This is a genomic window from Bradyrhizobium erythrophlei (assembly GCF_042430365.1).
Classification (GTDB): Bacteria; Pseudomonadota; Alphaproteobacteria; order Rhizobiales; family Xanthobacteraceae; genus Bradyrhizobium; species Bradyrhizobium erythrophlei.
Genome location: NZ_JBHMET010000079.1, coordinates 14708 through 40616, shown reverse-complemented (window position 1 = coordinate 40616; position 25909 = coordinate 14708). Strand labels below are relative to the sequence as shown.

The following is a 25909-nucleotide window of genomic DNA, read 5'->3' as shown; positions in this document are numbered from 1 at the left end:
CACCCGCCTCGATACGCCGCCTATCTCAGTCCGTCATCACCCACTTTCCCGCATAGCTCTGACTGTGGCAGCATCCAGGTCAGACGGCGCGAGCGGCTCGACCTGCCGGACACGGTCACGTCGATCAGCAATTGATTTCTCCGGCCATCGCGATTGCGGAAGCAGGCCGGGAGGGAGAGGTTCGCTTCTTCGGTGAGGTCGACGCTTCGGCAACCAACATGCGCCGCGTCGTAGTGCGGATCGCCAACCGGTTTGACCGCGTGCATTTCTGTTACGAGGCCGGTCCGACTGGCTATGGCCTTTATCGCCTGATCCGGTCGCTCGTCCATGAATGCACGGTGGTGGCGCCATCGCTGATCCCAAGGAAGCCGGGCGATCGCGTGAAGACGAACGTAAGCGTCGAGCTGAGGCCGTTCGGGGATAGCGATCGTTTGCCCCACGGCGAGTAAATGACGTGGATATCGATGCCCCGGCGATTGACGTCGATATGGCCGAATGGTGGGTTTTTCAAACTCAGCCGCGAGCCCTGCCGATGTCTATCGAATCCCAGTTGCGCGAGAAGTTGCGGAAGATCGAGGCTCTTTTCGCGGGTGCCGGAACGGCCGGCGAGCGGCTCGCGGCGGAAGCGGCGCTGGAACGTGTGAGGGAGCGTTTGACGGAACTTGGTCGGCAAGATCCGTCAATTGAGATGCAGTTCTCGATGCCGGATCAATGGTCGCGCCATCTGTTTCTCGCCTTGTGTCGGCGTTACGGCATGAAGCCCTATCGCTATTATCGGCAGCGGCGCAACACGGTCATGGTTCGCGCACCCAAACGGTTCCTCGATCAAGTTCTGTGGCCGGAGTTCTCCGAGCTTGACCAGGCCCTGCAGGCCTATCTTCATCAAGTGACGCTGCGCGTGATCCGCGATGAGGTCTTCGCCGACGCGAGTGAGGCGCAGGAGATTCCGGAGGCGCTACCACCGAACTGATGGATGCGGTTAGGGCGGAAGGCTTGCTTTGCTTTTATCCCAGGCCAGCGATTCGTCGATCTTCGCCGTCGGCCATCCATAGGCCGAGCTGAGGCCATTCAGGCTTTGAAGTTCCACGACATGAGCTGGTCGATGCTCGAGATCGGCCAGCCTTGAGCGATGCGCTCAAGGGTCTGCGTGAGCCAGGAAGACATTCCTTCTTGGCTGAACTTCTATGCTTCTCCGCAATAGTGCGCCGGGGCGCGCAGAGAGCCATTGCGGTGCCAGGGATAGACACGACGGATTTGCTGCGCAGCCATTGCGCAGCATCTCGTTGATTTGCCCCAAATGCGCAGTCCCTAAGCCTTCCCACCGAGTCTCCGCGCTGCGCGAGTCGTGGCTTTGGCAAATCCATTCTATCAAACCTACCAATAGCTTAGCCTTATTCTGGGCAAATTTCGGCGGAAGCCTGCGGTTTTCGGCGCAAGCCTGCGGTTCGCTGCGTTGGTCGAGGATCAATCAATGTGGATCCGGATTTTGGCGGTCGGAGTGGTTGGCCTAGTCGTAATGGGCGCGGTTGCAGCGCTAGGGAGAAATCCCGCGCCTGCACCGCTTACCGAAGCCTACCCAGTGGCGCAGAGCGCGGGGAAAGCCGATCGGCTTCCGCTCAACAACACCGAGCACGACACAGCTGAGGCCAAGGTGGACGCCTCACCTGCGGCGACGAAGCCAACGGCGCCAACCCAGATCGCCACAGTGACGCCGCTACCGTCCAAACCGAAGGCCGATCCAGCACCGTCCATCATCTCTCGACACTGGCATGATCCGGCCGACTCAAAATTCAAATCGCGAAAACGCGCGGCTGTCAGCGAGAGATCTCAAATAGTTCAGGACGACAAGCCAAGGCAGGCTATCGAGGCAAAAAACTGCAGCGAGAGCGGACTGGACACTCTGTTACGATCGATCAATCTAAAACCGCGCTGCCAATGAAACAGTGCGCTTGAAGACCGACGCAAAATGAAACGACCCCGGCGCGGTCGGCGCGTCGAGGTCGCCATTTCAGCCAACTCCCAGCCGTCGGGGGGCGGGAGTGACCGCGGGGAGCAAATGAATTGACTCCCGGCATTGCCACTTGTTCCCGGCCATCTGGCAGCGGCTGATCAGCGTCAGTCGAGCGGTGAAAGCGTCGAAGGCGACACCTTGTTGCCCTGCGGGCAACCTGTTCGCCCCTTGAGAGGCAGAATCGGAGTTGAGGCAGCCACGGCCACCTCGGTCCGGCTCGTGAATTGGGCCAGACTAGCGTCCGATGACCATTCCACATAACCAACGACCGCAAAGGCGAGCGCTACCACGATGAAAATCCAGACCACCAAAGTGGCGCCTGTTCCACACCAATTCTCGCTGCTGAATAATGGCATCGCGGTTTTCCCGACACCGAGGCTGCCCTGTCGTTAGATCGACTCGCGATTTTCAAATGTGAACGGCCTTACATCTCACGCGCACTTGATGCTGAGGCAGACTGAAGCCCGCCGGGCGTGAACCGGCGGGAAGTCGACTCCGACCCTCGCTAGCCGACCCTCAGATTCTCCGCGGACGTCTTGCCCCGGTTTTCCTTCTCTTCGTAGCTCACCTTTGCGCCCTCATTGAGTGTACTCAGTCCAGCTTTCTCGACTGCCGAAATGTGCACGAAGACGTCCTTGCCGCCGTTGTCGGGCTGGATGAATCCAAATCCCTTGACTGGATTGAACCATTTCACAGTGCCTGTCGCCACGTCGCTCTCTCCCTTTTGAAGCAGTGGCAGCCTAGGGCGCTAGCGCACCACACCGCAAGGAAAAATCCGCCGGCTGTGAACCGGCGGGTCCCATCAAAATGAAGTTGACTACGTGGCGCGCGATCGAGCGCCAGTCTCCTTGCGAAGGCGGTAATAGAGATCCTCAAATCTCTTGGCCATCACCGCCATTTGCGTAACCGTAAACACCGCAAGTTCGGGAGCCGCCGCATCGGGAGCTTCAATACACTCACCGTTTTCGTAGGTTAGACCGCCAACTGCTTCGTTGAGTTGACATTCTGCAAGACGCGCCATGCGCGTGAGGCCGCAAATATCTCCCTCGAGTTCAGAGAACGCCTTCGCAAATTTCCCGCTCATGACGTCACCGCCATGCGGTTGAATGCCGTTGCCAATGCGCCGATCAGCGGGGTTGTGTAGTTGTCCTCAAACTTCCAGAGCTCCTTTTTGTGGACCTGGTCGAGATGGGTCACCAGGGCGACCACGCCCGCAAGCGTGGTGGGGACCGCTTCGAGCAATTCGAGGAAGAGATCCATTTCGTCCGACGCCGGCTCACTGATGAAGTCGTCGGTCACCCGTTCTGTACAGCACCATTATTGGCTGCTCACGGAACGAAGCGGCACCGAGCCCAACAATCTGCGCGGTCCGCGCGCCCAGTTCTTCTGCAGCCACTGAGTTCCACGACAGCGTGCAGATCATGCAGACGGCTGCCAAATGTCGGCGGCAGCTATGGGGCGGCGCGGAAGCGCTTCTCACCCTTGATCTTCTCCCCGCTCGCAGCATTCGCTTCACGTCTGTGAGCTACTTCTTGAATTTGGCCTGGCCCGACTTCCCCTCGGCGGTCTTGATCGTGAGGGTGATCGTCGCGCCGGCAGGGATCGGATTCTTCGCGTCCCCCTTGAGCGAGTTCTCGCCTTGGGGCGCAAGGGTGACCGTTTCGCGAGCCGATCCGCCGACGATCAGCACCGCACCGACATAGCCCTTGGTCGAGACCGGCTTCGCTTTGAAGGCCTCAAAGACGTTGATGGTGACCGTTTTGCCCGACGTCAGGAGTTCAGCATCGATGCCGGCGACGTCGAGCATCAACCCGCCGTTCGGACCCTTTTCGTATTCCCCGGCGGAAACCGGCGCCGCGAACAAGATGGTTGCGATCAACAACAGCGTGTACTTCATGACGTTGTTCCTTCGGTAACAGGTGAGTTCGATTTGCCGTTGGAGGGTTCCTCCCGCCTGAGCAGGACGTAGAGCGCCGGCAGGACCAACAAGGTGAGGACAGTCGACGAGATGATCCCGCCAATGACGACGGTCGCCAGCGGCCGCTGGACCTCTGCGCCGGCGCCAGTCGCGATCGCCATCGGGACGAAGCCGAGCGAGGCAACGAGTGCGGTCATCAGGACCGGCCGCAGCCGCGTGAGCGCCCCTTCCCGGACCGCGTCCACCAGCGCCCGCCCCTCGCCGCGCAGCTTCTCGATGAATGTGATGATGACCAGACCGTTGAGCACGGCGACCCCGGAGAGCGCGATGAAACCGATTCCGGCGCTGATCGAGAGGGGGATTCCCCTGAGCAGAAGCGCGGCGACGCCGCCGGTCAGCGCGAGCGGCACGCCGCTGAACACCAGAAGTGCATCGGGTATCGAGCCGAGGCTGATGAAGAGCAGCATGAAAATCAGGAACAGCGCGAGCGGCACGACGACCGTCAGGCGCCGCGTCGCCGAGACCAGTTGCTCGAACTGGCCGCCCCAGCCGATCCAATAGCCGGCCGGCAGTTTCACCTTTGTCATCACCTGGTTCTGAGCGTCGGCGATGAACGAACTGAGGTCGCGGCCTCTTACATTCGCGGTCACGACGATCCGCCGTTTGCCATCCTCGCGGCTGATGAGATTGGGACCGGGCGCAAGATTGATCTGAGCGAGTTCTGACAAAGGCACATAGCGAATTTGAGCCAGCGGGGAATTGCCCCATAAAGCCGCCGTTGGCTTGGTCTGATTCTCAGCCAACGGCAACGGGACCGGCAACGCCTTGATCGCCTGGATGTCGGAGCGCAGGTGCTCCGGGAGCCTGACGACGATATCGAAGCGGCGATCACCCTCAAACAATCGGCCCGCGCTCTTGCCGCCAACCGCGATCTCCACCAGATTCTGAATATCGCCCACGCTGATCCCATAGCGCGACAAAGTCTGACGGTTCAGCTTAACGGTCAGTACCGGCAATCCCGAGGTCTGCTCCGTTTTGACATCCGCTGCCCCCCGAACCTTCTGCAGGATCGCTTGGACCCGGGCCGCGGATTGGATGAGCACGTCCAGATCGTCGCCGAATATCTTGACGGCGACGTCGCTTCGGATACCCGATACCGTTTCGTTCATGCGTTGCTGGATCGGTTGTGAAATCCCATAGACGCTTCCGGGGACATCTTCGAGCGCCTCCTGGATATCCGAAACAACAGCGGCCTTCGGCTTGTCCGGATCGGGCCATTCCTTCCGTGGCTTCAGCATCACGTAGCCATCCGAGCCCGACGGCGGCATCGGGTCGGTCGCAACTTCCGCCGAGCCCGTCCGCGCGAACGCCTCATTGACTTCAGGCACCTTGAGCAGCCGCTTCTCGAGCATCGTCTGCATTTCGACCGATTGCGTCAGGCTCGTGCCCGGGATGCGTATGACCTCCATGGACACATCACCTTCATCGAGACCTGGAATGAATTCACCGCCCATGCGGGCAACGGCTATGCCGCAGAGGGCAACCAACAGGGCCGCGATCACGACGACACCGAACCTGTTGCGGATCGACGCCGCGAGCAGCGGCGCATAAATGCGGCGCGCTCCCCGCATGAAGTAATTCTCACGTTCGGATACTTTGCCGCCGACCAGCAGCGCCACGGCCGCCGGCACAAACGTCAGCGACAGGATACTGGCGCCTGTCAGCACCATCAGCACGGTCAGCGCCATCGGCACGAACATCTTTCCTTCGACCCCGGTGAGCGTCAGGATCGGCAGATAGACGACGGCGATGATGAACGTTCCGAACAAGCTGGGACGAATGACTTCGCGCGATCCGGCGAGGGTGGTGGCAAAACGTTCCTCGCGATCGAGCATGCGGCCGAGCCGGTGCTGCTCCGCGGCGAGCAGGCGCAGGCAGTTTTCGACGATGATGACGGCGCCGTCGATGATGATGCCGAAATCGATGGCGCCCAGGCTCATCAGATTGGCGCTGACGCGGTTCTCGACCATGCCGGTGATGGCGATCAGCATGGCAAGCGGAATGACACACGCAGTTGCGATCGCCGCCCTGAAATTTCCCAGCGTCAGAAACAGCACGACGACGACAAGCAAAGCGCCTTCGACGAGATTGTTCCGGACCGTCTCGACGGTCGCCTCGACCAGGCGCGTCCGGTCGTAAACGGTGTGCGCGACCACGCCGTCCGGTAACGAACGTCCGATCGCCTTGAGTTTGGCGGCGACGCGCTGCGCCACAGTTCGGCTGTTTTCGCCGATCAGCAGCATCGCAGTGCCCAGCACGACTTCCTTCCCATTCAACGTCGCCGCACCGGTACGAAGATCCCGGCCCTCTCTGACGTCCGCGATATCGGACACCCGCACGGGAACGCCGTTCCGCGATCCGATCACGATTTCCTTGATCTCATCGATGTTGCCGACCTGCCCCGGCGTGCGAACGAGGTACTGCTCGCCATTGCGCTCGATATAGCCGGCGCCGACGTTCGCATTATTGGTCGCGAGCGCCGCCATGACGTCGCGGAAGCTAAGCTTGTAGGCCATTAGCTGTGCGGGATCGGGCAGCACATGAAACTGCTTCTCGAAACCACCGACGGTGTTGACCTCGCTGAGACCCGGCACCGTCCTCAACTGAGGCCGAATGATCCAGTCCTGAACCGTGCGCAGGTCGCTCTCGGTGTATGGCCCCCCGCTTGGCTTGCGCGCCTCGGGCTTGGCTTCGACCGTGAACATGTAGATTTCGCCCAGTCCGGTGGACACCGGACCCATCGCAGTCTCGATCCCGGCAGGCAACTGATCCCTGACCTGCTGAATCCGTTCGTTGACCAATTGTCTGGCAAAATAGATATCGGTGCCATCCTTGAAGACGACCGTCACCTGGCTAAGGCCGTAGCGCGACTGCGACCGCGTGTTCTCAAGGCGCGGCAACCCGCCCATCGCGGTCTCGACCGGGAACGTGATGCGCTGCTCGACTTCCAGCGGCGAGTAGCCGGGCGCGCGGCTGTTGATCTGGACCTGAACGTTCGTGATGTCGGGGACGGCGTCGATCGGAAGGAGCGTGAAATTCCAGGCTCCGAAGCCGGCCATCGCGAGCACGGCGATCATCACCAGCCACCGTTGACGGATGGCGAAGGACAGGATGCCGTCAATCATTGTCCGCTCCTCCCTTCGCCATTTCCGCCTTCACGATGAAGCTGTTCTTCGCTGCGTACACGTCGCCTTCCAGAACGCCGAAGGTGATCTCGACGAACTCCGGATCCCGCTCGCCGATCTCGACGTCGCGGGCTTCGAACTTGTCGCCGCTGCGGACAAACACGACCGTGCGATTCTCCACGGTCTGCAGCGCCGAGACTTTCACGGCAACTGGTACCTGCCTGGCTGACAGCGTGAGCCGGCCGGTGATGAACAGCCCAGGGCGCAGCCGCTGGTCGGTGTTCGGTACGACTGCTCTTGCCACAGCGCTCTGGGTATCGCTGCTGCCGACGGGCGATAGGTAGGAAATCTTCGCCTCGATCGTCGGCTTGCCATCCGCGGGATCGATGAGAACCTGATCGCCGACGTTGACCCGGCCAAGGTCGCGGCGATAGACGGAGAAGTCCACCCAGACGCTCGACAGATCCGCGATGACAAACGCCGGCTTTTGTTCGGAGACATATTCGCCAAGCGTGGTCTGACGGTCGATGACAGTGCCTGCGAGCGCGGCCTTCAACTCGTACGGCGTCAGGCTCTGATTGCTTTCGACGATCGCGAGGACCTCGCCTTTCTGGACCTGGTCTCCGATGCGCTTGCGTACGTCGCGGACGATTCCCGGAAAGCGAGGCGTGACCTGAACCAGGGACTCGTGGTTTGGCTGAACGATTCCGTTCAGCAGCAGATTGTCGTGCAGCACCGCAGGTGATGCTTTCGCCAGCTCGATGCCGGCCGTCGCAACTTTGGCGTCGGTCATCACGACGCTGTTTGAATGCTCTTCCTCTTCAATCTTCTCGGTTGTCGCTGTCTTGGTTGTCGCCGGCGTCGATACGCGGTAGCCGGCGTAGATCAGCGCGCCGGCAACCAGGGCGAAAACCAAATACCGGATCAATCCCCGAATCATCTTGAACTCTCACGTGCGAGCGAAAACGGATTGCCCACGAGTCCTTCGATGGTCGCGACGGCAACGTGGAAATTCTGCAATGCTTCCTGTTCGCGCAGCCGCGCCTGCGTGAGGCTTGCCTGGGCATCCAGCACCTCAAGAAGCGTGAAGCGACCCTGCCCGTAACCATCGGAAATGGCCTGCGCCGCCTGCTCCGCCTTCGGGATCGCGACTTCGCGGAGGATGGCAAGCTCCCGCAGCGAGCCCTGAAGTGAGTCGTAGGCCCGTCCGGCAATGACGACTAAGATGTTCCGGTTGGCCTCTCTCTCCGCCCTAGTCTTCGCGAGGCTCTCCTCCGCCGACAGGATGTTGCCCTGATTCTGGTCGAACACCGGGATAGGTACCGAAAGCGTAAGCCGGACGGCGTCGTCGTTGGTCCCGTTGAAATGACGCCAGCCAGCAGCGATCCGGACGTCGGGATAGGGTTTCAGCCGGGCCAGCAACAGCTCCGCGTTCCGCTGCGCATAAACCGCGGTCCATCGCACCAGTTGCGGATTCGCGTCGATCCCAGCCACGACGGATTGAAAGGACGGCGGTCGTCCGGTGGCTTCAATACGGCCGGAGACAACAGCGAACTTCGGTGTGGTTTCTCCCATTAGGACGGCGAGTTCACGTCGCGCACTGGCGAGTGTCGACCGAAGCCGCTCCCGATCTGCCTTGACCAAGGCAGAAGCCACCTCTGCCCGGCCGGTCTCTGCCGGCGAAGACGCACCGGCCTCGACCCGCCGCCGCAAGAGCGGGGTCAGCCTGTCGATGGCCGCGATCTGTTCATCCAGGATTTGGATTCGACGCTGTGCGCCCAGCACGTTGAGGAATGCAATCGCGGTCTCCGTGAGAACTTCCAATCGGACCGCCTGACGTTGGATCGCGGCCGTCTCGACACTGGCCGCACCCGCCGCAATGCGAGCCTCCCGCTTGCCGAACCATTCGAAGGCTTGGCTGATCTGCAGCGTGGTCTCTGCGGACTTCGTGCCCCGATACTTGCCCGTACCGAACGAATTGTCTTGTTCGTAGGACACCTCGGGATTGAGCAGCGCTCCGGCTTGGATACGCTGCCCCGTCGCAATGCCGACATCGCGCTCGGCCGCGGTGAGACGCGGACTGGCGGCAAGCGCCCGACCGAGCGCATCCCTCATGGTGAGGGTCTGGGAATGTGAGGCGCCGGTGAGCCATGGGCTGACCAGAAATGCGGCTGCGCACGCAAGATGCGTGACCGTTTTGCAAAGCATGAGAGTTACCTGGCCAAGCGATCGATTCGAGCGCTCGCGCGCTCTTAGGAGACGCTTAGATCCGGTATTTGGGCGGCGGCGTATCGAGTCCCGGGTGATCTTCAAGAAGAAACGTCGGCGTGGCGTATGTCGGCGGGGCCGACTTTGACGTCGGCTCGGCTACCAGGACAGGCGGCGGAAGGAGCAAGGGAACACAGGTGTAGCAATGATCAACGACAGTGACGGCCGGCTTCTTCGAATCCTGGTCCGCTTTGCCGGGCATAGCGGCAAGTTCGACCTGCTCGGCCTGCTCAACGGACGCAAGCGTCTCCTCGGCGCAGACAATCTCTCCAGCAACCCCAACGATGACGTATGCCAATGTAAGGCAAACGGTCAGCATCCCGCGTAGCGCAGGTGCAAAAAGACGCCGCCTGTGGCTGAGTTGCCATTTCATCGAGAGCACGGGATAGCAAGGACCGGAAGCGAACACTATCACGAATTCGACCCTCCAAGGCGCGTTTCACACGAATGGGGACCAAATCGGGCCGCACGGCTGGCCTGTTCATCATCCTCAGCATTCCCGGGCCGCCGGTTCTTGAGAACCGCCAAACAGCCAGCACCGATCGCGGAGCTCCACAAGCCGGTTCATCGCTGTTCAGAGCTTCGCTCCTCATCGAGCCATCCCGCGCGGGGCCCTGCGCGTTCGAGTACGACGATCTCAAACGGGTGTTGGCAGGGTGATCAGAGTACGAGCCCGCCGATTTCTACGCTGGGCCACGCCATTCCTCTCGCGTGAGGAGATGCTGGTTTCGCGGGGGCGTTGGCTCAAATAAAGATGCGACAGACCGCACGAGCAAGCACTGCACCAAGACGCGCGAGATCAAACAGGGGAGATTGCGCAGAGCAAAAACTGACGCGCGCTATGGGTAACAACGTGGGAATAGAAAAATCGCGAAAAATGTTTTTCGCATCAACGACTTATTGCCCTGGTGCGCTCGGAGGGCGATCGCATTTGCTGCGATTTCAATAGGTTGTCAAGAGCCTTCAACGCATAAGGTGCATTTCCCGCCGCATTCTCTACTACGCCTATTCCGTGAACAAGAACGTCACGCTTACGGCCGACTACCAGTTCATCGTGAACCCCGCCTATAACGCCGACCGCGGCCCGGTCATCGATCTTTTCGGGCCGGTTGCACGCGGAATTCTAGCCGGAGCGGCCGTCATGAACTTGCAGGATTTTCGCCCGGCCGCGCTGGGCCAGGCACTGCGGCCCAACGTCTGGGATCTCGTCGCGCTCATTCTGGTCGTCGGCATCATGGTGCTGATCGCCTACGGCGGTGAGCAGACCACATTGCCATTGTCCGCGCTCGATACTGCTCCCGTGTCGCTCGATCCGATCCACCTCCCCTTCTATGCCCTGCGCACCACCATGCGGATGCTGCTGGCAATCGTCTGCTCGACTGTCTTTACCTTCGTCTATGCCGCCCTCGCCGCCAAGAGCCGCCGGCTGGAGATGGTCCTGATCCCGCTCCTCGACATTCTGCAGTCGGTACCGATCCTGGGCTTCCTGACCTTCACGGTCGTGTTCTTTCTGAACCTGTTTCCCGGCCAGGTGTTGGGCGCCGAGCTTGCCTGCGTGTTCGCGATTTTCACGAGCCAGGCCTGGAATATGACCTTCAGCATGTACCAGTCGATCCGCAACGTGCCGAAGGACCTCGAAGAGGCGTCTCAAAGCTTTCATCTCTCGGGCTGGCAGCGCTTTTGGCGGCTCGACGTGCCGTTCGCCATGCCCGGCCTGATCTGGAACGCGATGATGTCGATGTCCGGCGGCTGGTTCTTCGTGGTGGCGTCAGAAGCCATCACCGTCGGCAATACCACCGTCACCTTGCCAGGCATCGGCTCCTATGTTGCGCTTGGCATCCAGGAGAAGGACCTGCCCGCGATCGGCTACGCTCTCCTGACGATGCTTCTCGTCATCATTGCTTACGATCAATTGCTCTTCCGTCCGATCGTGGCCTGGGCTGACAAATTCCGCTTCGAACAGACCGCCTCGGGCGAGGCGCCAACCTCCTGGGTGCTTGACCTGTTCCGGCGCACCCGCGCACTGCGCGGGCTGACGTTTCCGCTTGCGGCCGCGAACAAGGCCATTTCGACGCTGCACCTCCGTCTTCCCAAAGGTCTGACGAAAGTCAAACGTGGCGCCCCGTCGCGCATCCTTGATGCTGCCTGGCTTGCGCTGATCGTCGCGGGCACCGGCTACGCCGCGTGGAAGGCCTATCGATACCTTTCCGCGAATCTCGACGCCTCGGACGTCGCAATCGCGCTGGGAGACGGCGTCCTCACACTGATCCGCGTCGTCGTTCTGATCGCGCTGGCGTCACTGATTTGGGTCCCTGTCGGGGTCTGGATCGGACTGCGGCCGAAGCTCGCCGAGCGGATACAGCCGCTGGCGCAATTTCTGGCTGCGTTTCCGGCCAACCTGGCCTTCCCGGTTTTCGTCGTACTCATCGTTCGTTACGGCCTGAACCCGAACGTCTGGCTCAGCCCGCTGATGATCCTGGGTACCCAATGGTATATCCTGTTCAACGTGATCGCTGGCGCGAGCGCCTTTCCGACCGACCTGCGGGAGGCTGCAGGCAGCTTCCATCTCACAGGATGGCGGTGGTGGATCAAGGTGATCCTGCCCGGCATCTTTCCCTATTATGTCACCGGTGCCATCACGGCATCCGGGGGATCATGGAATGCATCGATCGTCGCCGAAGTCGCGAGCTGGGGCGATACGCATCTGACGGCGAAGGGGCTCGGCGCCTACATCGCAGCGGCCACGGAAGCTGGCGATTTCCCGCGCGTGGTTCTCGGAATCGCCGTGATGTGCATTCTGGTGACGCTCTTCAATCGTCTGCTCTGGAGGCCGCTCTACGCCTTCGGCGAACGCCGCCTTCGCCTCGGCTGATCGGGAGGTAGTCATGCTCGAGCCCCAACCCACGCTTATCGACATCCGCAGCGTCTGCCGGTCCTTTCCGAAAGGCAGTGGCGAGGAGCTCTTGGTGCTCGAAAAGGTCGATCTGACAATCCGCTCGGGCGAAATCGTTGGCCTCCTCGGCCGGTCTGGATCCGGAAAATCGACGCTGCTGCGGATCATCGCGGGTCTGGTCGCGCCCTCGTCCGGAGAAGCGGAATGCCGCGGCCAGACCATCAAGGGGCCGCCGAACGGCGTCGCAATGGTCTTCCAATCGTTCGCGCTGTTTCCATGGCTGACCGTGCTGCAGAACGTCGAGCTCGGACTGGAGGCGCTCGGCGTCGATAGCGACGAGCGCCGAAGCCGCGCCCTCGCTGCGATCGACCTGATCGGTCTCGACGGCTTCGAGTCGGCATATCCGAAGGAGTTGTCGGGCGGCATGCGCCAGCGCGTCGGCTTCGCACGCGCCCTGGTGGTGCATCCGGACCTGCTGTTGATGGACGAGCCGTTCTCGGCGCTGGACGTGCTGACCGCCGAGACGCTGCGCACCGACCTCATCGATCTCTGGATCGAGGGCCGGCTGCCCATCAAATCCGTGCTGATGGTAACGCACAACATCGAGGAGGCGGTTCTGATGTGCGACCGCATCCTCGTCTTCTCCGCGAACCCGGGGCGCGTCGCCGCCGAAATCAAGGTCGACCTGCCTCACCCGCGCAATCGGCTCGATCCGGTGTTCCGTCAACTCGTCGATCAAATCTATGCCCGCATGACGCAGCGCCCCGAGCCGAAGGCGCCGACCGTTGATGGCATTCCCGGTAGCGGCGTCGGCATGGTTCTCAATCATGTCTCGTCGAACGTGCTCTCCGGTCTGATCGAGACGTTGGCCGCACCGCCCTACAATGGTCATGCCGACCTCCCGGTGCTCGCCAGTCATCTGCAGATGGAAGCGGACGAACTCTTCCATCTCGGAGAAGCGCTGCAGTTGTTGCGATTTGCCGTCTTAAGCGAGGGCGATCTCACTCTCACCGAATCCGGCAAACATTTCGCACATCTTGAGACCGACGGGCGTAAGAAACTGTTTGCCGAGCATCTCCTAAGTTATGTACCGGTTATGGGCCTGATCCGCCGGGTGCTCGACGAGCGGCCTTCCCACGCTGCTCCGGCCGCGCGCTTCCGCAACGAACTTGAGGACTACATGTCTGAGGACTACGCGGACGAAACACTCAAGACAATCGTTTCATGGGGCCGCTACGCGGAGCTGTTCGCCTACGACGAGCAGTCCGAAACCTTCAGTCTCGAAAACCCGAGCTAGGGAACGGAGCGCCTAACGCCCCCAGCGATCCTGCCAGATTTTCTCGCCGATCGTGCAACTGACGCGCGGCTCCGTTCCCGCGACGGGAACGACCCGGTGTTCGGGAGTCCTGCCCGCGACCTCGAGCAGAAGCTTCGTGCGGATGGCCTCCTTGAATTGGTCGCGGTCCTTGATGCTCACGACGAACGAGCCGGGGCCCCCGACGACGCAATCCTCGTAGTACCAATCGAGGTTGTCGATATCCATCGTCGAATAGGACGGCTCCTTGATCATGATGGGCAGGCCGTTGATGACGATGCCCTTCGCCAGCGCCTCGTCGCGAACCGGCGTAATCGGCGGGCCGTTGTTGTTCGGTCCGTCGCCGGAGATGTCGATCACGCGCCGAAATCCGCGCTGCGGGTTCTCGTCGAATAGCGGCATCGCGAACTGTATCGCCCCTGAAATCGAGGTCCGCGATCCTCGCCGGACCGGCGTTTGCATGATTTCATTGGCGACGGCGTCGGCGGTCTCCGGTCCGTCGATCACACGCCAGGGAATGATGATCTTCTGGTCGCTTGAGGCGGACCATTCGAGGTAAGTCACCGAAATCTTGCCGTTCGGACCGCCCCGCAGCGCCTGCAGGAATTCCTTGGAGACGATGGCCTGGGCATAACCCTCGCGCTGGACCGCGAGTTCGTCCAAATCCATCGAATAGGAGACGTCAACCGCGATGACGAGTTCGACGTCGACCGAAGGTGCGGTTTGCTTGTCCGCCACGTCCGGTCTTTCACCCGGCGCGGCAATGCCTGCGGTATCATTGCCGGCGAGTATGCAGCTGACGAGCGCCGCACCCAATGAGATACGCCACCGCATCGTGGACCTCCGCATCCCGAGGGATGGTGACATCCAAACAGAACCCCGGAAAGCTGAACGTGGTTCCGTCGCGTTCAAGTTAATGGGATGGACAAGGTTGGCAATGTGCCGACGGCACCCTGCCCGCATATCTTTTTTGGAACCGCTATTCGGGAGACCGCTAGCGTATCACGCCGCAAGGAAAAACCCGCCGGCTTGAACCGGCGGGCGTGTTTATACTTGTTACCCCGGGCATCCTTCGTCAGGTCGATGCATACGGTCAAGACACCATCCCGTGGTGCGGGATCATCGCGAGCCCGGAGGTCTCATTTGCGATCTCGCGCGCCGAGCTGATGGCGAACCCCAGGGCGTCGCCTATGGAGGCGCACGGCATCAGCATGGTGCACTGGTCATCCCGCGTCCCAATGCCTAAAGCGTGATGAGTTTAGGTTCGTCCATATCGTGAGTTTGCGAAGTAGCTTGCGCATTCTTCGGATGAGAAAAGCTGCAGGGCCTCGCCGAATGCTCGGCAAACAGCCTCGACCGTTCGGGCGGCCGCTTGTCTGAGCAAGTGTTTGAGTTTGGCAAAGACCTGTGGGGTTCAGGTCGGGTGAGTATGACCTCGCAAACGTTCCAGATGCTCCAATCCGGCACACAAATTCTGGCACGCATCATGCGGTCCCAAGAGGCACCCGGGGAATTGTGTCCCGGGCAGCGACACGGAACCTCATGCCGACCTTTGTGGTGGCCTTCCAGCACAAGGCCGATCAGAGCATTTTCCAGATGCGGGTGACCGCCGACTCCGCGGCGGAGGCGGTGCGCGTCGCTCGCGAGCAATACCCGGCGCCCGCTTATGCGTTCGTTTTCATCACCCCCAGCCGTGACGCAGAGGCACGCCGCCTGTGAGTCAGTTCATAGGCGACTCGCGCACTTCGCCGCAGCATCAGGTTTCCCCGCGCGGAGGCCGAGCCATGGCCGAAAAGGGAATACCCATGACCGAGGCAATAGTGATCGTCGTCTTACTCGCGATGGTCGCGCTCGTGATGTGGTTCGGCGCCATGCCCTGAGGGCGGCTCAGAAAAATCCGCACGCGGGCGGATGCGTGGTGGGTTTTCATAACGCCCAGCCGCGACGCGCGTCTGGCCTCCCGTCCCCGTTGTCCAAAAGGTGCAAGAGGCCAGTCCCCGCGCGGGCGTCGCCCTCTTGGGGGGTCGCGGACCCCCAAGAGGGCGAAGCATTGGAATAGTAGCTCGTTAACCTGACCAGCACCTGAACCCCCCGTCGCTGATTGCGAGGCGCGACGGCGAGGGCCGAAAAATTCCGCAGACGGACGGGCGCCGCGCCACTATTCGCCCAGATAGACAAGGATCTCGTCGATCCGATGGAGCGTGACCATTCCTGCCAGCCCATCGGCTCTGAATCCAGCTTGTTGCTGGAACAGCCGGACCGACAACTCTGTCTGAGGTCCGTAGACAATTCCAAATTCCGCTCGTTCGGCGGAGGGATGCCGCTTCCCGGGAGGAATGTCAGGCGCTTTTGTTATGAAGAACGGCCCCCAGCTCGCGTTCACATTCGACAAAGTATACGGGTTGGTATTTGCCGTCTGTGGCCGATGCTCAGCTGGCAACCGGTAAGAGTTAAACTGCAATCTGAACAGCGCGCCTTGCAAAGCACGGACGGAACCATCCCCTTCTTTTTCGCCGTGCCTCATCGCACGGCCCGACATCGACGCGGCTTCCTGCGCCCGCTTTTTGTCCCGCCACAGATTGGCGCGAAGCTTCTGGTGCAGCATCGAAGGTTCCAGGATTAAACGGACACTGGAACCTTAATCTCTCACGAAAATGCCTGCGCAGCAACTTGCGGGGACGGCCTGCTTGTAGACGGCGTCCACCGTCCATCGTGCCGGCGAGGAGACCTATCAGTGAGCCCGCGCCGGTTTGTGCCGCCGCTCCGATGCACCGTGTCCGGAGCGCGCCACAAGCGCGCTTGAAGCGGCGCGCTCCCTACCACAAGCCGTCGTCACTTGGCACCGGCATCTTGTCCGTGGCGTCAACGATGTACTTCAGTAGTCGCCGCGAGTGTGTCACGCGCGCAATCCGACCGCGTAGGTCGACGAGCTTGAATCGGCCGGCGGTGCAACTCGCCACGATCTGCGCGATAGGAGGCGGCCTGCCGTAGGTCTCGCCATACGTGGCCCATGTGTGCTTGACCATGCTTGTAGTAGGCCACCATCCATGCGTCGACCGTGCCGGCTTTCGCCTTATGCTTCCCGATTTCCGTGGACGGCGCGCCGCCGGTCTGCTCGATCAGCGCGTGATAGGCGTCCATGAATTCCTGTGAGCCCGACTTGCCCTTGATGGCGACTCGCCTATGGCCCTTGCGGCGGAAAACGTAGCGGCGGTTGCCGCGTGAGCGGGCCGAGGCGATCAGCGCGCTGGACGGCCGCGGCTGGCCCGGCGCGCGGCGTCCGTATTGAACTCGGCCCAGGATCGGCGCGACCAACTGGGGTGGAGGCGGGCCCTACTGGAGGACTCGGACAATGCCCGATTGGATTCTTGCTCCGATTTGCCTGATAGCCCTCGTCGGCTTCATTTGGTTCGCCTTCAGACGGGGCTTCAGCGTGAAGCCCGATAAAGACAACCGCGCCCCTCCGACTTGGCCGTGGGGTCCTGGTGGAAACTTCCGTTAGTGGCGATGGGTGATGCGGGCGCGGTGAGCGGCATCCGAAGCGAAACAGCCGGCCGATGAGGGCGGGGCCGCTGGCGATCTGAGGCGGCGCACCGCTCCGCCGCCACCGGCTCCAAGCGCCGCGGCTTCCGCATCTCGAAACCAGGGCACTGCCGCTGGTGCCAACAACGGAACACCTTTCCGGCGCGTCCATTAGTACGGCGTGATCGCGCAGCATGTTAAACGTGGACGATCGTTCCGTCAGTTCCGTGTAAGTGCTGTGCTGTAGCATAAAGGCATGACCGCACAGGCACGAGAGCGCAAGGTGCCGCCGCGATTAGCGGGGCAGCTCGTCGTCTTCAGTGTCCTACTTGCTGCGTTGGCGATAATACACGCAAGTCACTAGCTGGCGAGCCCGTGGATCGATAGGCTGCTAATCATTGTAGGTCTTTGCGAAATCTTCCTTGGCGTCCAGCTGTTTGTCTGGCTGAGACATAACACCAATACGAGCCGTTGACCGAGACACGAGGAGACAAGCGCTACATTAGGAGAGCGTCAAATGGCAATCCGGATCTGGTCGCTCGCATTCTGCCTGCTCGTCTGGAGCACACCGGAAGCCGTCTCTGGCTCAATGAACAAAGACGACCCTTGGAACCCGCACCACATCAACGGCTTGCCGCCGGAGGTTCGGCACTACATAGCTGGAATTTGCAAATCCCCACCCGCCGCTCAACGCGATTTTGCAACCTACAATCCCCGCGAAAGACGCTGGCGCATCAATCTCGAATATCTTCGCTGCGAGGGCCTGGGCGAATTTCGGCGAGGTAACCAGTGCCTCGATGTCGACTTCGTCGAGGTGGGCTCACAGTACAGGCTCGCCAGCAAGCACTACGCAGATTGCGGATACTAAGTACGCGAAGCCCGTTGCCGTCGTTCAGGCTAACGGTCGTTTCTGTACGGATCGCTCTCGTCGCAACTTGCGAAATCGCGCCTCGATCGCCCCGGGGACTGCGTCCCAAAAGCCGACCAATCTCCCGGGAAGTGTTTCTGGCCTCTTTCAATTGTATGATCCGCTGCTCTTCCTCGGCAGTCCACGGCTTCATTTGATAGCCGACGACCCGGGTATTCATTGGTTACCTACCCATTCGGAATATTGCCGCCGAGTTTCGTGCCGCGGCGCCTCGCGGCCCGCCAACGCGGCCTTGGTACGAGCGGAGATCATACCGGCCCCGCGGCTGAAGCGTCGAGGCCGTAGGACGGCAGTGAGCGGGTGGGCCAACGTGCTGCTGTGCACGGAGGCTAGACGTGATAGGGGTAACTAGGTGGGCCAGCAAATTGCCGGAGGGCCCGGGAATGGCAAGAATCAACCACTTGCACCACGTCGATCACATTCAGCAGCCAAACCCTGATGACTGTTGGGCGACGGCTGTTGCCATCGTTATGGGGCGCCACTCGCTGGCGGGCGTCGACCACGTAAAGAACTTGGCAAGGGCGGCCGGAGTTCAAATCAACCAAAATGGGTCACTTCCTCCTGCTTCAGCCATTGCCCTCGCTAGAGCAGCTCATCTTTTTTGCCATGACATGCGTGGTGCTCGGAGACTGACCGTTTCCTTGCTGGAGAAGGTTTTGCTTAAGTCAGCGGCAGCGGCATTTGGATATTTTAACTATCTGACTAGGCCCGCGGCGGATCAACATGCCCTCGTTTTATTTGGGCTTTTGGGCGACGGTAGTTCACGTGGGACTAACATCCATATTCTTGATCCGTGGGACGCAAAGGTCGCCGTGATCGATTTCGAGTATTTCGACAATCGCATTGCGGATGTCGACTTTATCTTCGCAAGAACCTGATTTCCGACAGGAACAGGCGCGCCATAGAAATCAAGCTTCTTGATCTTCTCGAGCCACCCCTGAAGCTTCTTGAGATCAGTGTCCTCCTCCTCGAGTTCCGCGTAAGTAAACTTGTTGATCGAGAACTCCTTCGCGATCTCCTTTTCGAACTCCGAGCAGCGCCCCAGGAATTCGCGATATTGCTCGTCGCGCTCCGCGCTGAAGCGACCGACGACCTTCTCCTGCTGACCGTTGTCGTGGAAGGGGCGTGTCGGCCGCTCGGCCGTCAGCATACGTTGCGGTCGTGCGCTTCAATGGGCCTTGACTCCAAATAGGCGCAAATTGTCGGATCAGAATCCTACCCACGGAGATCAACTTGGGCGCGCCTCAGCAAGAGGCGTTTCGTCGGGGGCACCAGTGCTACGGTGGTCGAGCTGGCCAAATTCCGAGTTGGACTTGACAGGCAACCAAACTGTAAACCGGGATCCTTTTCCTTCCTGGCTTTCGACATGGACCCGGCCACCATGAAGCTCGCTCACCATCTTGACCAGGTAAAGACCCACGCCCGTTCCGACGATCCCCGATACGTTGCTGCCGCGATGGTAGCGTCCAAAGAGGCGATCCATGTCGCCGGCGGGAATGCCAATCCCCTGGTCCGCAACCGAAACCACGATTTCGTCGGACGCGATGGTGGCATCGACCTCGACTGCCTTATCTCCAGGAGAATACTTGATCGCGTTCGACAGCAAATTGCTGAAGAGCTGAAAAAGCAACTTTGGGTCGCCTCGCATTTGCAAGGGTATCGTCGCAAACCGCTCGACGACCGGTGCCCCTTGCGCGATCTCACGATGCAGCTGGCACACCTCGCGCAACATGGCCGCGATATCGATATCCGTCAGGTCGAGGGGCAGCGCGGGCCCGCCTTCGATCAGGCGAGAGGAATTCAGCAAGTTGTCGATCAAAAGGGTTAACCGCAGCACCGATCCGCGGATCCGGCCCGCCCGCTCGTCGATATCGTCGGGCTGCAGCCGGTCTTTCATTTTGATCAGGCGCCGGGCGTGACCGTCGATGTTGGTTAAAGGCGTGCGAAACTCGTGCGAAGCCATCGTCACGAAATTGCGCTGCAGCAAGGCTAGGCGTTGCTCCTGTTCGAGCTGCTCCTTCAGCACTGCGGCTTGCTCGGCGAGCGTGCGCTGACTCTCCATCAGCTCTATTGCGTTGCTGCGGAACACCACGGCGGCGCGCGCCATCTCGCCGATCTCATCGCGTCGCTCGATGCCGGGAAAATCGATGCTGGTGTCATTGGCGGCAAGACGATGCATGCGGCGCGCAAGATCGAGCAGCGGTTTCGAAATGACGCGGCCGATATAGACGAGCGCACCGGCTACCATGAGGCCCGCGATGGCAATGGCGAGCCCGATCAGCCAGAACGCGCGCCGATAGGTCGACGCTAGACGATCGCTTGCGACCCGGGAGTTCGCCACCGCGCGGTCGGTGAGCTGGTTCAGTGAATCACTGACCGCGTTGTAGGCAGCGTGCGAGCTGCCTCTGTGGATCGCGATCGCATCGGCCTTGCGATTGTCTCGCGAGAAGTCGAGCATCTGATTGACTATCTTGCGATAGTCGTTCCAGCGATCCTTGAATTTGGCGTAGAGATCGTCTTCGGTGGCATCGTGCCGGATCTCCTCGAAGCTACGCTCGGCCTGCGCAATCAATCGATCGAGATTTTCCATTTCCTTTTCGGTTGCGGCGATCTCGGACGGATCCGATGACAGAAGGTGGCCGCCCTCGATCGCCCGGAAGTCGGATGTAAAGTTGTTGAGATCGCCGAGGGCGCGGATGGTCGGAAGCCATACTTCCGCGACGTTGGCGGAAAGCCGATTGAAGCTGCTGAGCTGAGAGATGCTGAACAGGCCGAGTGCGCCGGCCAGCAGGAAGAAGAAAACGAAGACGGATGCAAGCTGGGATCGGACTGAATGCGTTTGCCACATTGGGCCCAACCTTGAATTTGCAAGATGCCAGAAACTTAAGAGAATCAGCTATTTTGGCCTAGTCTGGAAACTCGGATTTTGACAAGATCGAAGCCTTTAAGTATCATTATACCACAAAGTTGACTTTAGTTCCATCGAGGTTCTTCAGGCTGCACGATGTCCGAACCGCCCAAGAGGGTCCTTTGCATCGAGGATGACCGCGAGACCGCGGCTTTGATTGCCGAGGATCTGATCGATCGGGGCTACGAGGTCAGCACTGCGCACGACGGTCACGAAGGTCTTGCTGCGATCCTGAGGAACGCGCCGGATCTGGTGCTGTCGGACATCAGTATGCCGGCAATGTCCGGCTTCGAGCTGCTCGAGCGGTTGATCGCGCTGGCGCCCCGGTTTGCCAAGATGCCGTTCATCTTCCTGACCGCGCTCACCGATCGTGACAACGAACTCAGAGGCCGACGCCTTGGAGCCGACGACTACGTCACCAAACCGATCGACTTTGACCTGCTCGCCGCCATCATCAAGGCCCGGCTCGCCGGGGTGGCGCGCACGGAGCTATGGCCGCGGCTCATTGAGCTGAATGATCGAGAAGTGGAATGCTTGACCTGGGCGGCGCGTGGCAAGACGTCTGCAGAAGTTGCCCAAATTGTCGGCCTGGCGAAGCGCACGGTCGACTTTCATATCGATAACGCTCGCACAAAACTTGGAGCAGCAACCCGGATCGAAGCTGTCGGTAAAGCGGCGGCCGGCGGTTTGATCGATCCTTAAGGATCACCAAATGGCGATCAGGCAGATCAAAACGAAGGGCACGGCAAGCAGACTGAAGTAGACCCAGGTCCGAGATGCTTCGGGGTCCTTGGGAGGTCTGAAGAGATGGATTGCGATCCAGAGGCAAAGGACTGCGCCCACAACCAGCCTGATCAGGTCGCCAGGGGTCTCATAAACGCTCCAGATTTTCTCGCTTTGGGGGAAGCTGACGCGCGCCGTCAAAATCACCAAGACCAGGATAAAGGCTGCGCGCAGAAAAAGGGCCAACATCCGCAAGCGCCGGGAAGGCGGAGGATGCAAGGACGTGATCTGCTGGTCCAACTTGGCAGGCATCGCTCGACATCCTTGTCAAGGTCGACACCAAATCAGCTCCAATATTCATATTCTATGTTCGCGCCCCACGCCGGGCAATAGGTAGCGTATCGACCAGCTATCCGACCCTCACCGCCTTCGCTGCAAGCTGGTGCCGGTGACCGTCCCCAAGCTCTTTGGCGTGCCCTGGACCATCCCAGCAGGACTGGTGCCAAGGTGCGTCATGGCGGTTCCGTTGACGGCACGGTTTATTGTAGCCGGAGCGGCCAACTTTGTGCCGGCGCCCGCCGCCACCCCCGCATTTCCGGACGCGATCGGACTGGCCGGTGCCAGGCCTGACTGGGGCACCGGGCGGGAGCCCCCTGGCAGGCCGGGTTGAGGCGCGCCAGGCTTGGCGACCGGAAAACCAATGGCGTTTGGTGTCGTGAGGTCATTGGGCGTGCGGGGAGCCTGTTGACCTGGTTGTTGGACGGCAAGGCCGCTTTTGGTTTTCATGCCGCTGATATCTTGGGCGGGTTTGGTGACGCGGCTGGGCTGCACGGTAATGCTGGTGTCGATTGGTCCAGCATCAGTGCCTCCGCTCCCCGTCGGCGCAGCCTCTTGGGCGCGGCCTCCTTGCATGATGAGCACACCAAGCAGCGCAACAATCAAGGGAACGCTCCGCCTCCCTGCCCGGCCTTTGGGTACAAGCAAGCCCTGCGCAGATTTCCGCCACATCTTAGGCCTCGTTCGCCTCTGCCGCCGGCGGTGAACCGGTTTCATTGCGCGTCAGCAGGGTCTGTAGCGCGGGTACGACCACCAGCAGGACGATTGGTCCGATGAACATTCCTCCGACCACCACCGCCGCGAGCGGCCGTTGCACCTGGCTGCCGATGCCGCTCGAGACCGCGGCCGGCAATAAGCCAATGCACGCGGAAAGCGCCGTCATCAACATCGGGCGCATCCGCTGCTCGGCGGCGTGGAACATTGCATCGATCGTTCCTCGGCCGCTGGCCCTCACCTCATTATAGTACGTCGTGATCAGGATGCCATTCATCACCGACACGCCGAACAAGGAGATGAATCCGACCGCCGCCGAGATGCTGAAATCCAGTCCGGAGAAATAGAGCGCCATGACTCCGCCGCCAGCCGCAAATGGGATGCCGGCGAGCGCCATCAGGCTGTCGCGCAATGAATTGAACAGGCCATAAAGCAGGACGAGGATGATGGCGAGACTGACTGGAACGATGATTGCCAGGCGTGCCTTGGCCTGCTGCAGCGAATCGAACTCGCCAGCCCAAGTAATGCGGTAGCCGTTCGGAAGCTTGACGTTCTGTGCGACGCGCCGCTGGGCTTCCTCCACCGTGCTTCCGAGATCACGGTCGCGCACGCTGAATTTGACTGGAATATAGCGTTCGTTACGCTCCCGCCAAATGTAGCTCGCACCAGTGTCGAGGGAGATGTCGGCGAGCTCGCTCAGGGGAATGTAGGCATTGCCGCCACCACTGGTCTGGAATCCGACTTTGACCGCGCGCACCTTGTCGATTTCGTCGCGGTATTTTGCCGCGAGCCGCACCGTTACGTTGAACTGCCGCTCGGCTTCGAGCAGCGTGGTTGCAACCGTGCCTCCAATAGCCGCATGAATCAGAGTATTGATATCGCCGACATTGAGGCCATAGCGCGCGGCTTTCTCCCGGTCGACTTTGATGTTCAGGTTGGGCTGGCCCAGGACGTGGAAGATTCCAAGGTCAGTAACGCCCCTGACCTGCCCCACCTCTCGCATGACCTGATCGGCGAGTCGCTCCAGCGTTGCCAGGTCGCGCCCCATGATCTTGATGGAGTTGGCGCCCTTCACACCTGAGAGCGCTTCTTCAACATTGTCCTGGATATACTGCGAGAAATTAAGCTCGACCCCGGGAAGCTCATTCGAAAACTCCGTTTGGACCTGAGTGATCAGATCCTCTTTCGTTTTTCCCGCGGGCCATTGTTCGAATGGCTTGAGCGGGGCGAAAATCTCCAGATTGTTGAAGCCAGCGGCATCGCTACCGTCGTCGGGGCGGCCGTGCTGGGTGACCACCGTGGTAATTTCCGGATGGCGGAGCAGAATCTCGCGCATCCTGTTTGCGATCGGCATACCGGCTTCGAGCGATATCGTCGGCGGCATGGTCGCACGAATCCAGAGATTGCCTTCCTCGAGATGCGGCAGAAACTCGGTGCCCAGACGCGGGATCAAAAAGCCGATGAACGCCAGAAATCCGAGCCCGACCGCAACCATGGTCTTGCGGTGCGCCAACGACCAGCGAAGGACGGGCGTATACGTCTTGCGCAGGATACGCACCACGAAGGTTTCCGCTTCCTCGATGTGCTCTGGCAACAGGTAGGAGGTCAACACCGGCGTAACGGTGAAGGTCGCGATCAACGCGCCGATCAGCGCATAGCCATACGTCTTTGCCATTGGATTGAAGATCTGACCTTCGACGCCCTGCATGGTGAAGAGCGGCACGAACGCTGCGACCGTTATCAGGGTGGAGAAAAGCACCGCTTTGTCGACCTGCAAAGCGCTCGCATAGATAACTCGCAAGCGATCGGTCCAGGTGCTTCCGGCGTCGCCCGTTCGGGTTGGATCGACGCCAAGGCGGCCGCCGGCAAGCTGATCGAGCAGCGTCTGGCGCTCTTCAGGTCGGGTCTGGAAATTCCGGAAGATATTCTCAACGAGAATGACGGCGGAATCGACAATGATACCGAAATCGACCGCGCCGATAGACAGGAGATTGGCGTCCTCGCCGCGCAGCACCAGGATGATGATGCTGAAAAACAAGGCAAAGGGGATATTGACGCCGACAATGACCGCGCTGCGGAAGTTCCCGAGGAAAACCCACTGGATGAAAAAAACCAGGAGGCATCCGAAGATCAGGTTGTGGAGCACCGTGCGGGTGGTGACCGACACCAGCGTGCCACGGTCATAGTACGGGACGAGCTTGACACCGGGCGGCAGCGTGCCGTCGCTGTTGATTTTCTCGATCTCCGCCGCGACCCGCGGCAACACGTCATTGGTATGCAGCGTCCGATTCATCACCACGATGGCGGCGACAACGTCGTCCTCTCTGTCGCGGCCAGCTTTGCCAAGCCGCGGCAGATTGCCGACATAGACCCTGGCAACATGCTTTATCTGGACCGGCGCGCCATTCGACTGTGTCAAGACAATGTTCTCAATGTCGCTAACGCGATAGCCCTGCGTCAGATCGCTTTCGCCGCCGCTGTCAAGGAGGCCCACGCCACGAATATTCACGGACTGCTGACCGACGTTGATGGTCCGTCCCCCGACATTGATGTTGGCGTTGCCGATGGCGCTGATCAGCTGCGACAGCGTAACGTTATAGGCATCGAGCTTGTTGAGATCGGCGTCCACTTCAAATTCTTTGGTCGTGCCGCCCCAGGTGTTGACCTGAACGACGCCGGGGACGGTCAATAACCTGCGTTGCAGCACCCAATCCTGGAGGGTCCGAAGATTGGTCAGCCCAATGTTTGGCGGGCCGACGAGCTGATAGCGAAAGATCTCGCCGACCAGGCTGCCGCCCTGAATTGTCGGTTGCACATTGTTCGGGAGGTTTACGCGTTGTTGCAGATTTTGTGCCGCCTGATTAAGCGCGAAATAGTAGTCGATCCCATAGTCGAACACGACGCGAATGAACGACAAGCCATAAAACGAGTTCGAACGGATGACGTTGACGCCGGGGGTCGCCGAGAGGCCGACCTCCATCGGGATGGTGTAGTAGCGCTCCATCTCTTCTGCCGACAGGCCAGGCGCCTGTGCAGTAATTTCGAGGATCACAGGCGCCGGATTGGGATAGGCCTCGATGTTGAGTTTGGTATAGGCAGCGAGCCCCGCGCCGATGAACACCAACAGGCCAAGGAGAATGATCGGGCGGCGCGTCAAGCCGAACGCAAGTATTCCTCTCAGCACCGAT

The 25909-nt window shown here is 60.5% G+C and carries 23 protein-coding genes and 3 pseudogenes; 9 read left to right on the top strand and 17 right to left on the bottom strand.

All coding sequences use genetic code 11. The features are described from left to right. Positions 1 to 62: 62 nt before the first annotated feature. Both ACFFWD_RS15160 and ACFFWD_RS15155 read left to right on the top strand, forming a co-directional pair. Positions 63 to 392: pseudogene (locus tag ACFFWD_RS15160) on the top strand (hypothetical protein); the annotation flags it as partial. A gap of 62 nt (positions 393 to 454) precedes the next feature. After that, complete coding sequence (locus tag ACFFWD_RS15155) at positions 455 to 970, top strand: hypothetical protein (RefSeq protein WP_376966401.1); 516 nt, start codon at positions 455 to 457, stop codon at positions 968 to 970. Between the two features lie 98 nt (positions 971 to 1068). Here the strand turns inward: ACFFWD_RS15155 and ACFFWD_RS45265 are convergent. Next, positions 1069 to 1158, bottom strand: a pseudogene (locus ACFFWD_RS45265) (transposase domain-containing protein); the annotation flags it as partial. Between the two features lie 313 nt (positions 1159 to 1471). On the opposite strand from ACFFWD_RS45265, the gene ACFFWD_RS15150 reads away from it, so the two are divergent. Beyond that, positions 1472 to 1939, top strand: a complete 468-nt coding sequence (locus ACFFWD_RS15150; RefSeq protein WP_376966399.1) for a hypothetical protein — start codon at positions 1472 to 1474, stop codon at positions 1937 to 1939. 176 nt (positions 1940 to 2115) lie between these two features. On the opposite strand, the gene ACFFWD_RS15145 is transcribed toward ACFFWD_RS15150, so the two are convergent. The 9 genes from ACFFWD_RS15145 to ACFFWD_RS15105 all read right to left on the bottom strand — a co-directional run bounded on the left by ACFFWD_RS15145 (position 2116) and on the right by ACFFWD_RS15105 (position 9797). Then, positions 2116 to 2367, bottom strand: a complete 252-nt coding sequence (locus ACFFWD_RS15145) for a hypothetical protein (protein WP_376966397.1) — start codon at positions 2365 to 2367, stop codon at positions 2116 to 2118. Between the two features lie 149 nt (positions 2368 to 2516). Next, entirely contained in the window at positions 2517 to 2720 is a 204-nt protein-coding gene (locus ACFFWD_RS15140) for a cold-shock protein (protein WP_376961571.1), read from the bottom strand. 108 nt (positions 2721 to 2828) lie between these two features. Continuing rightward, on the bottom strand, positions 2829 to 3095 hold the full coding sequence (locus ACFFWD_RS15135) for a hypothetical protein (protein ID WP_376966395.1): 267 nt from the start codon (positions 3093 to 3095) through the stop codon (positions 2829 to 2831). After that, positions 3092 to 3310, bottom strand: coding sequence for a hypothetical protein (locus ACFFWD_RS15130; RefSeq protein WP_376966393.1), 219 nt, complete (start codon positions 3308 to 3310; stop codon positions 3092 to 3094). Before ACFFWD_RS15130 ends, ACFFWD_RS15135 begins: the two co-directional genes overlap by 4 nt. A gap of 226 nt (positions 3311 to 3536) precedes the next feature. Beyond that, the gene (locus ACFFWD_RS15125; protein WP_376966390.1) at positions 3537 to 3908 is read right to left on the bottom strand and encodes a hypothetical protein; all 372 of its coding nucleotides are present in this window, start codon (positions 3906 to 3908) and stop codon (positions 3537 to 3539) included. Beyond that, positions 3905 to 7114, bottom strand: a complete 3210-nt coding sequence (locus tag ACFFWD_RS15120) for an efflux RND transporter permease subunit (protein WP_376966387.1) — start codon at positions 7112 to 7114, stop codon at positions 3905 to 3907. Before ACFFWD_RS15120 ends, ACFFWD_RS15125 begins: the two co-directional genes overlap by 4 nt. After that, positions 7107 to 8054: a divalent metal ion exporter adaptor subunit IhpB gene (gene ihpB / locus ACFFWD_RS15115; protein ID WP_376966385.1), complete on the bottom strand. Its 948-nt coding sequence runs from the start codon at positions 8052 to 8054 to the stop codon at positions 7107 to 7109. The genes ACFFWD_RS15120 and ihpB overlap by 8 nt, the downstream gene beginning before the upstream one ends. Then, positions 8051 to 9322, bottom strand: a complete 1272-nt coding sequence (gene ihpA, locus ACFFWD_RS15110) for a divalent metal ion exporter subunit IhpA (RefSeq protein ID WP_376966382.1) — start codon at positions 9320 to 9322, stop codon at positions 8051 to 8053. The genes ihpB and ihpA overlap by 4 nt, the downstream gene beginning before the upstream one ends. Positions 9323 to 9377: 55 nt before the next feature. Next, complete coding sequence (locus tag ACFFWD_RS15105) at positions 9378 to 9797, bottom strand: hypothetical protein (RefSeq protein ID WP_376966379.1); 420 nt, start codon at positions 9795 to 9797, stop codon at positions 9378 to 9380. Between the two features lie 726 nt (positions 9798 to 10523). Here ACFFWD_RS15105 and ACFFWD_RS15100 point away from each other — a divergent pair. Beyond that, on the top strand, positions 10524 to 12254 hold the full coding sequence (locus ACFFWD_RS15100) for an ABC transporter permease (RefSeq protein WP_376966407.1): 1731 nt from the start codon (positions 10524 to 10526) through the stop codon (positions 12252 to 12254). Between the two features lie 13 nt (positions 12255 to 12267). Then, on the top strand, positions 12268 to 13572 hold the full coding sequence (locus tag ACFFWD_RS15095; RefSeq protein ID WP_376966377.1) for an ABC transporter ATP-binding protein: 1305 nt from the start codon (positions 12268 to 12270) through the stop codon (positions 13570 to 13572). A 12-nt stretch (positions 13573 to 13584) separates the two neighbouring features. On the opposite strand, the gene ACFFWD_RS15090 is transcribed toward ACFFWD_RS15095, so the two are convergent. After that, positions 13585 to 14424 (bottom strand): DUF1194 domain-containing protein, encoded by an 840-nt coding sequence (locus ACFFWD_RS15090; RefSeq protein WP_376966375.1) that lies wholly within the window; start codon positions 14422 to 14424, stop codon positions 13585 to 13587. Between the two features lie 708 nt (positions 14425 to 15132). On the opposite strand from ACFFWD_RS15090, the gene ACFFWD_RS15085 reads away from it, so the two are divergent. After that, positions 15133 to 15309, top strand: a complete 177-nt coding sequence (locus ACFFWD_RS15085; protein WP_376966373.1) for a hypothetical protein — start codon at positions 15133 to 15135, stop codon at positions 15307 to 15309. A gap of 439 nt (positions 15310 to 15748) precedes the next feature. Here ACFFWD_RS15085 and ACFFWD_RS15080 read toward each other — a convergent pair whose 3' ends face one another. After that, positions 15749 to 16195, bottom strand: a complete 447-nt coding sequence (locus ACFFWD_RS15080) for a peptidoglycan-binding domain-containing protein (RefSeq protein WP_376966370.1) — start codon at positions 16193 to 16195, stop codon at positions 15749 to 15751. Between the two features lie 257 nt (positions 16196 to 16452). Next, on the bottom strand, positions 16453 to 16905 hold the full coding sequence (locus tag ACFFWD_RS15075; protein ID WP_376966368.1) for a hypothetical protein: 453 nt from the start codon (positions 16903 to 16905) through the stop codon (positions 16453 to 16455). Positions 16906 to 17629: 724 nt separating this feature from the next. Here ACFFWD_RS15075 and ACFFWD_RS15070 point away from each other — a divergent pair. Together ACFFWD_RS15070 and ACFFWD_RS15065 are read left to right on the top strand one after the other, a co-directional pair. Beyond that, positions 17630 to 17980, top strand: a complete 351-nt coding sequence (locus ACFFWD_RS15070) for a hypothetical protein (protein WP_376966366.1) — start codon at positions 17630 to 17632, stop codon at positions 17978 to 17980. 443 nt (positions 17981 to 18423) lie between these two features. After that, positions 18424 to 18795 (top strand): annotated as a pseudogene (locus ACFFWD_RS15065) (hypothetical protein); the annotation flags it as partial. Here ACFFWD_RS15065 and ACFFWD_RS15060 read toward each other — a convergent pair. Further along, the gene (locus tag ACFFWD_RS15060) at positions 18759 to 19190 is read right to left on the bottom strand and encodes a Chromate resistance protein ChrB (RefSeq protein ID WP_376966364.1); all 432 of its coding nucleotides are present in this window, start codon (positions 19188 to 19190) and stop codon (positions 18759 to 18761) included. The pseudogene ACFFWD_RS15065 and the gene ACFFWD_RS15060 sit on opposite strands and share 37 nt — an antisense overlap. Positions 19191 to 19268: 78 nt before the next feature. Continuing rightward, complete coding sequence (locus tag ACFFWD_RS15055; RefSeq protein ID WP_376966362.1) at positions 19269 to 20888, bottom strand: sensor histidine kinase; 1620 nt, start codon at positions 20886 to 20888, stop codon at positions 19269 to 19271. A gap of 156 nt (positions 20889 to 21044) precedes the next feature. Here ACFFWD_RS15055 and ACFFWD_RS15050 point away from each other — a divergent pair, with 156 nt between their 5' ends. Next, the gene (locus ACFFWD_RS15050) at positions 21045 to 21650 is read left to right on the top strand and encodes a response regulator (RefSeq protein ID WP_376966360.1); all 606 of its coding nucleotides are present in this window, start codon (positions 21045 to 21047) and stop codon (positions 21648 to 21650) included. Between the two features lie 3 nt (positions 21651 to 21653). Here ACFFWD_RS15050 and ACFFWD_RS15045 read toward each other — a convergent pair whose 3' ends face one another. After that, positions 21654 to 21983, bottom strand: a complete 330-nt coding sequence (locus tag ACFFWD_RS15045; RefSeq protein ID WP_376966358.1) for a hypothetical protein — start codon at positions 21981 to 21983, stop codon at positions 21654 to 21656. A 697-nt stretch (positions 21984 to 22680) separates the two neighbouring features. Next, a complete protein-coding gene (locus ACFFWD_RS15040; protein ID WP_376966355.1) occupies positions 22681 to 25905 on the bottom strand; it encodes an efflux RND transporter permease subunit in 3225 nt (1074 codons plus the stop codon). Between the last annotated feature and the right edge of the window lie 4 nt (positions 25906 to 25909).

Bases quoted from the DNA above. Each gene is read 5' to 3' on its own strand.
- ACFFWD_RS15150 (WP_376966399.1), top strand. From the start codon at position 1,472: ATGTGGATCCGGATTTTGGCGGTCGGAGTGGTTGGCCTAGTCGTAATG.
- ACFFWD_RS15145 (WP_376966397.1), bottom strand. From the start codon at position 2,367: ATGCCATTATTCAGCAGCGAGAATTGGTGTGGAACAGGCGCCACTTTG.
- ACFFWD_RS15135 (WP_376966395.1), bottom strand. From the start codon at position 3,095: ATGAGCGGGAAATTTGCGAAGGCGTTCTCTGAACTCGAGGGAGATATT.
- ACFFWD_RS15125 (WP_376966390.1), bottom strand. From the start codon at position 3,908: ATGAAGTACACGCTGTTGTTGATCGCAACCATCTTGTTCGCGGCGCCG.
- ACFFWD_RS15120 (WP_376966387.1), bottom strand. From the start codon at position 7,114: ATGATTGACGGCATCCTGTCCTTCGCCATCCGTCAACGGTGGCTGGTG.
- ihpB (WP_376966385.1), bottom strand. From the start codon at position 8,054: ATGATTCGGGGATTGATCCGGTATTTGGTTTTCGCCCTGGTTGCCGGC.
- ihpA (WP_376966382.1), bottom strand. From the start codon at position 9,322: ATGCTTTGCAAAACGGTCACGCATCTTGCGTGCGCAGCCGCATTTCTG.
- ACFFWD_RS15100 (WP_376966407.1), top strand. From the start codon at position 10,524: ATGAACTTGCAGGATTTTCGCCCGGCCGCGCTGGGCCAGGCACTGCGG.
- ACFFWD_RS15095 (WP_376966377.1), top strand. From the start codon at position 12,268: ATGCTCGAGCCCCAACCCACGCTTATCGACATCCGCAGCGTCTGCCGG.
- ACFFWD_RS15090 (WP_376966375.1), bottom strand. From the start codon at position 14,424: ATGCGGTGGCGTATCTCATTGGGTGCGGCGCTCGTCAGCTGCATACTC.
- ACFFWD_RS15085 (WP_376966373.1), top strand. From the start codon at position 15,133: ATGCCGACCTTTGTGGTGGCCTTCCAGCACAAGGCCGATCAGAGCATT.
- ACFFWD_RS15080 (WP_376966370.1), bottom strand. From the start codon at position 16,195: ATGCTGCACCAGAAGCTTCGCGCCAATCTGTGGCGGGACAAAAAGCGG.
- ACFFWD_RS15070 (WP_376966366.1), top strand. From the start codon at position 17,630: ATGGCAATCCGGATCTGGTCGCTCGCATTCTGCCTGCTCGTCTGGAGC.
- ACFFWD_RS15060 (WP_376966364.1), bottom strand. From the start codon at position 19,190: ATGCTGACGGCCGAGCGGCCGACACGCCCCTTCCACGACAACGGTCAG.
- ACFFWD_RS15055 (WP_376966362.1), bottom strand. From the start codon at position 20,888: ATGTGGCAAACGCATTCAGTCCGATCCCAGCTTGCATCCGTCTTCGTT.
- ACFFWD_RS15050 (WP_376966360.1), top strand. From the start codon at position 21,045: ATGTCCGAACCGCCCAAGAGGGTCCTTTGCATCGAGGATGACCGCGAG.
- ACFFWD_RS15045 (WP_376966358.1), bottom strand. From the start codon at position 21,983: ATGCCTGCCAAGTTGGACCAGCAGATCACGTCCTTGCATCCTCCGCCT.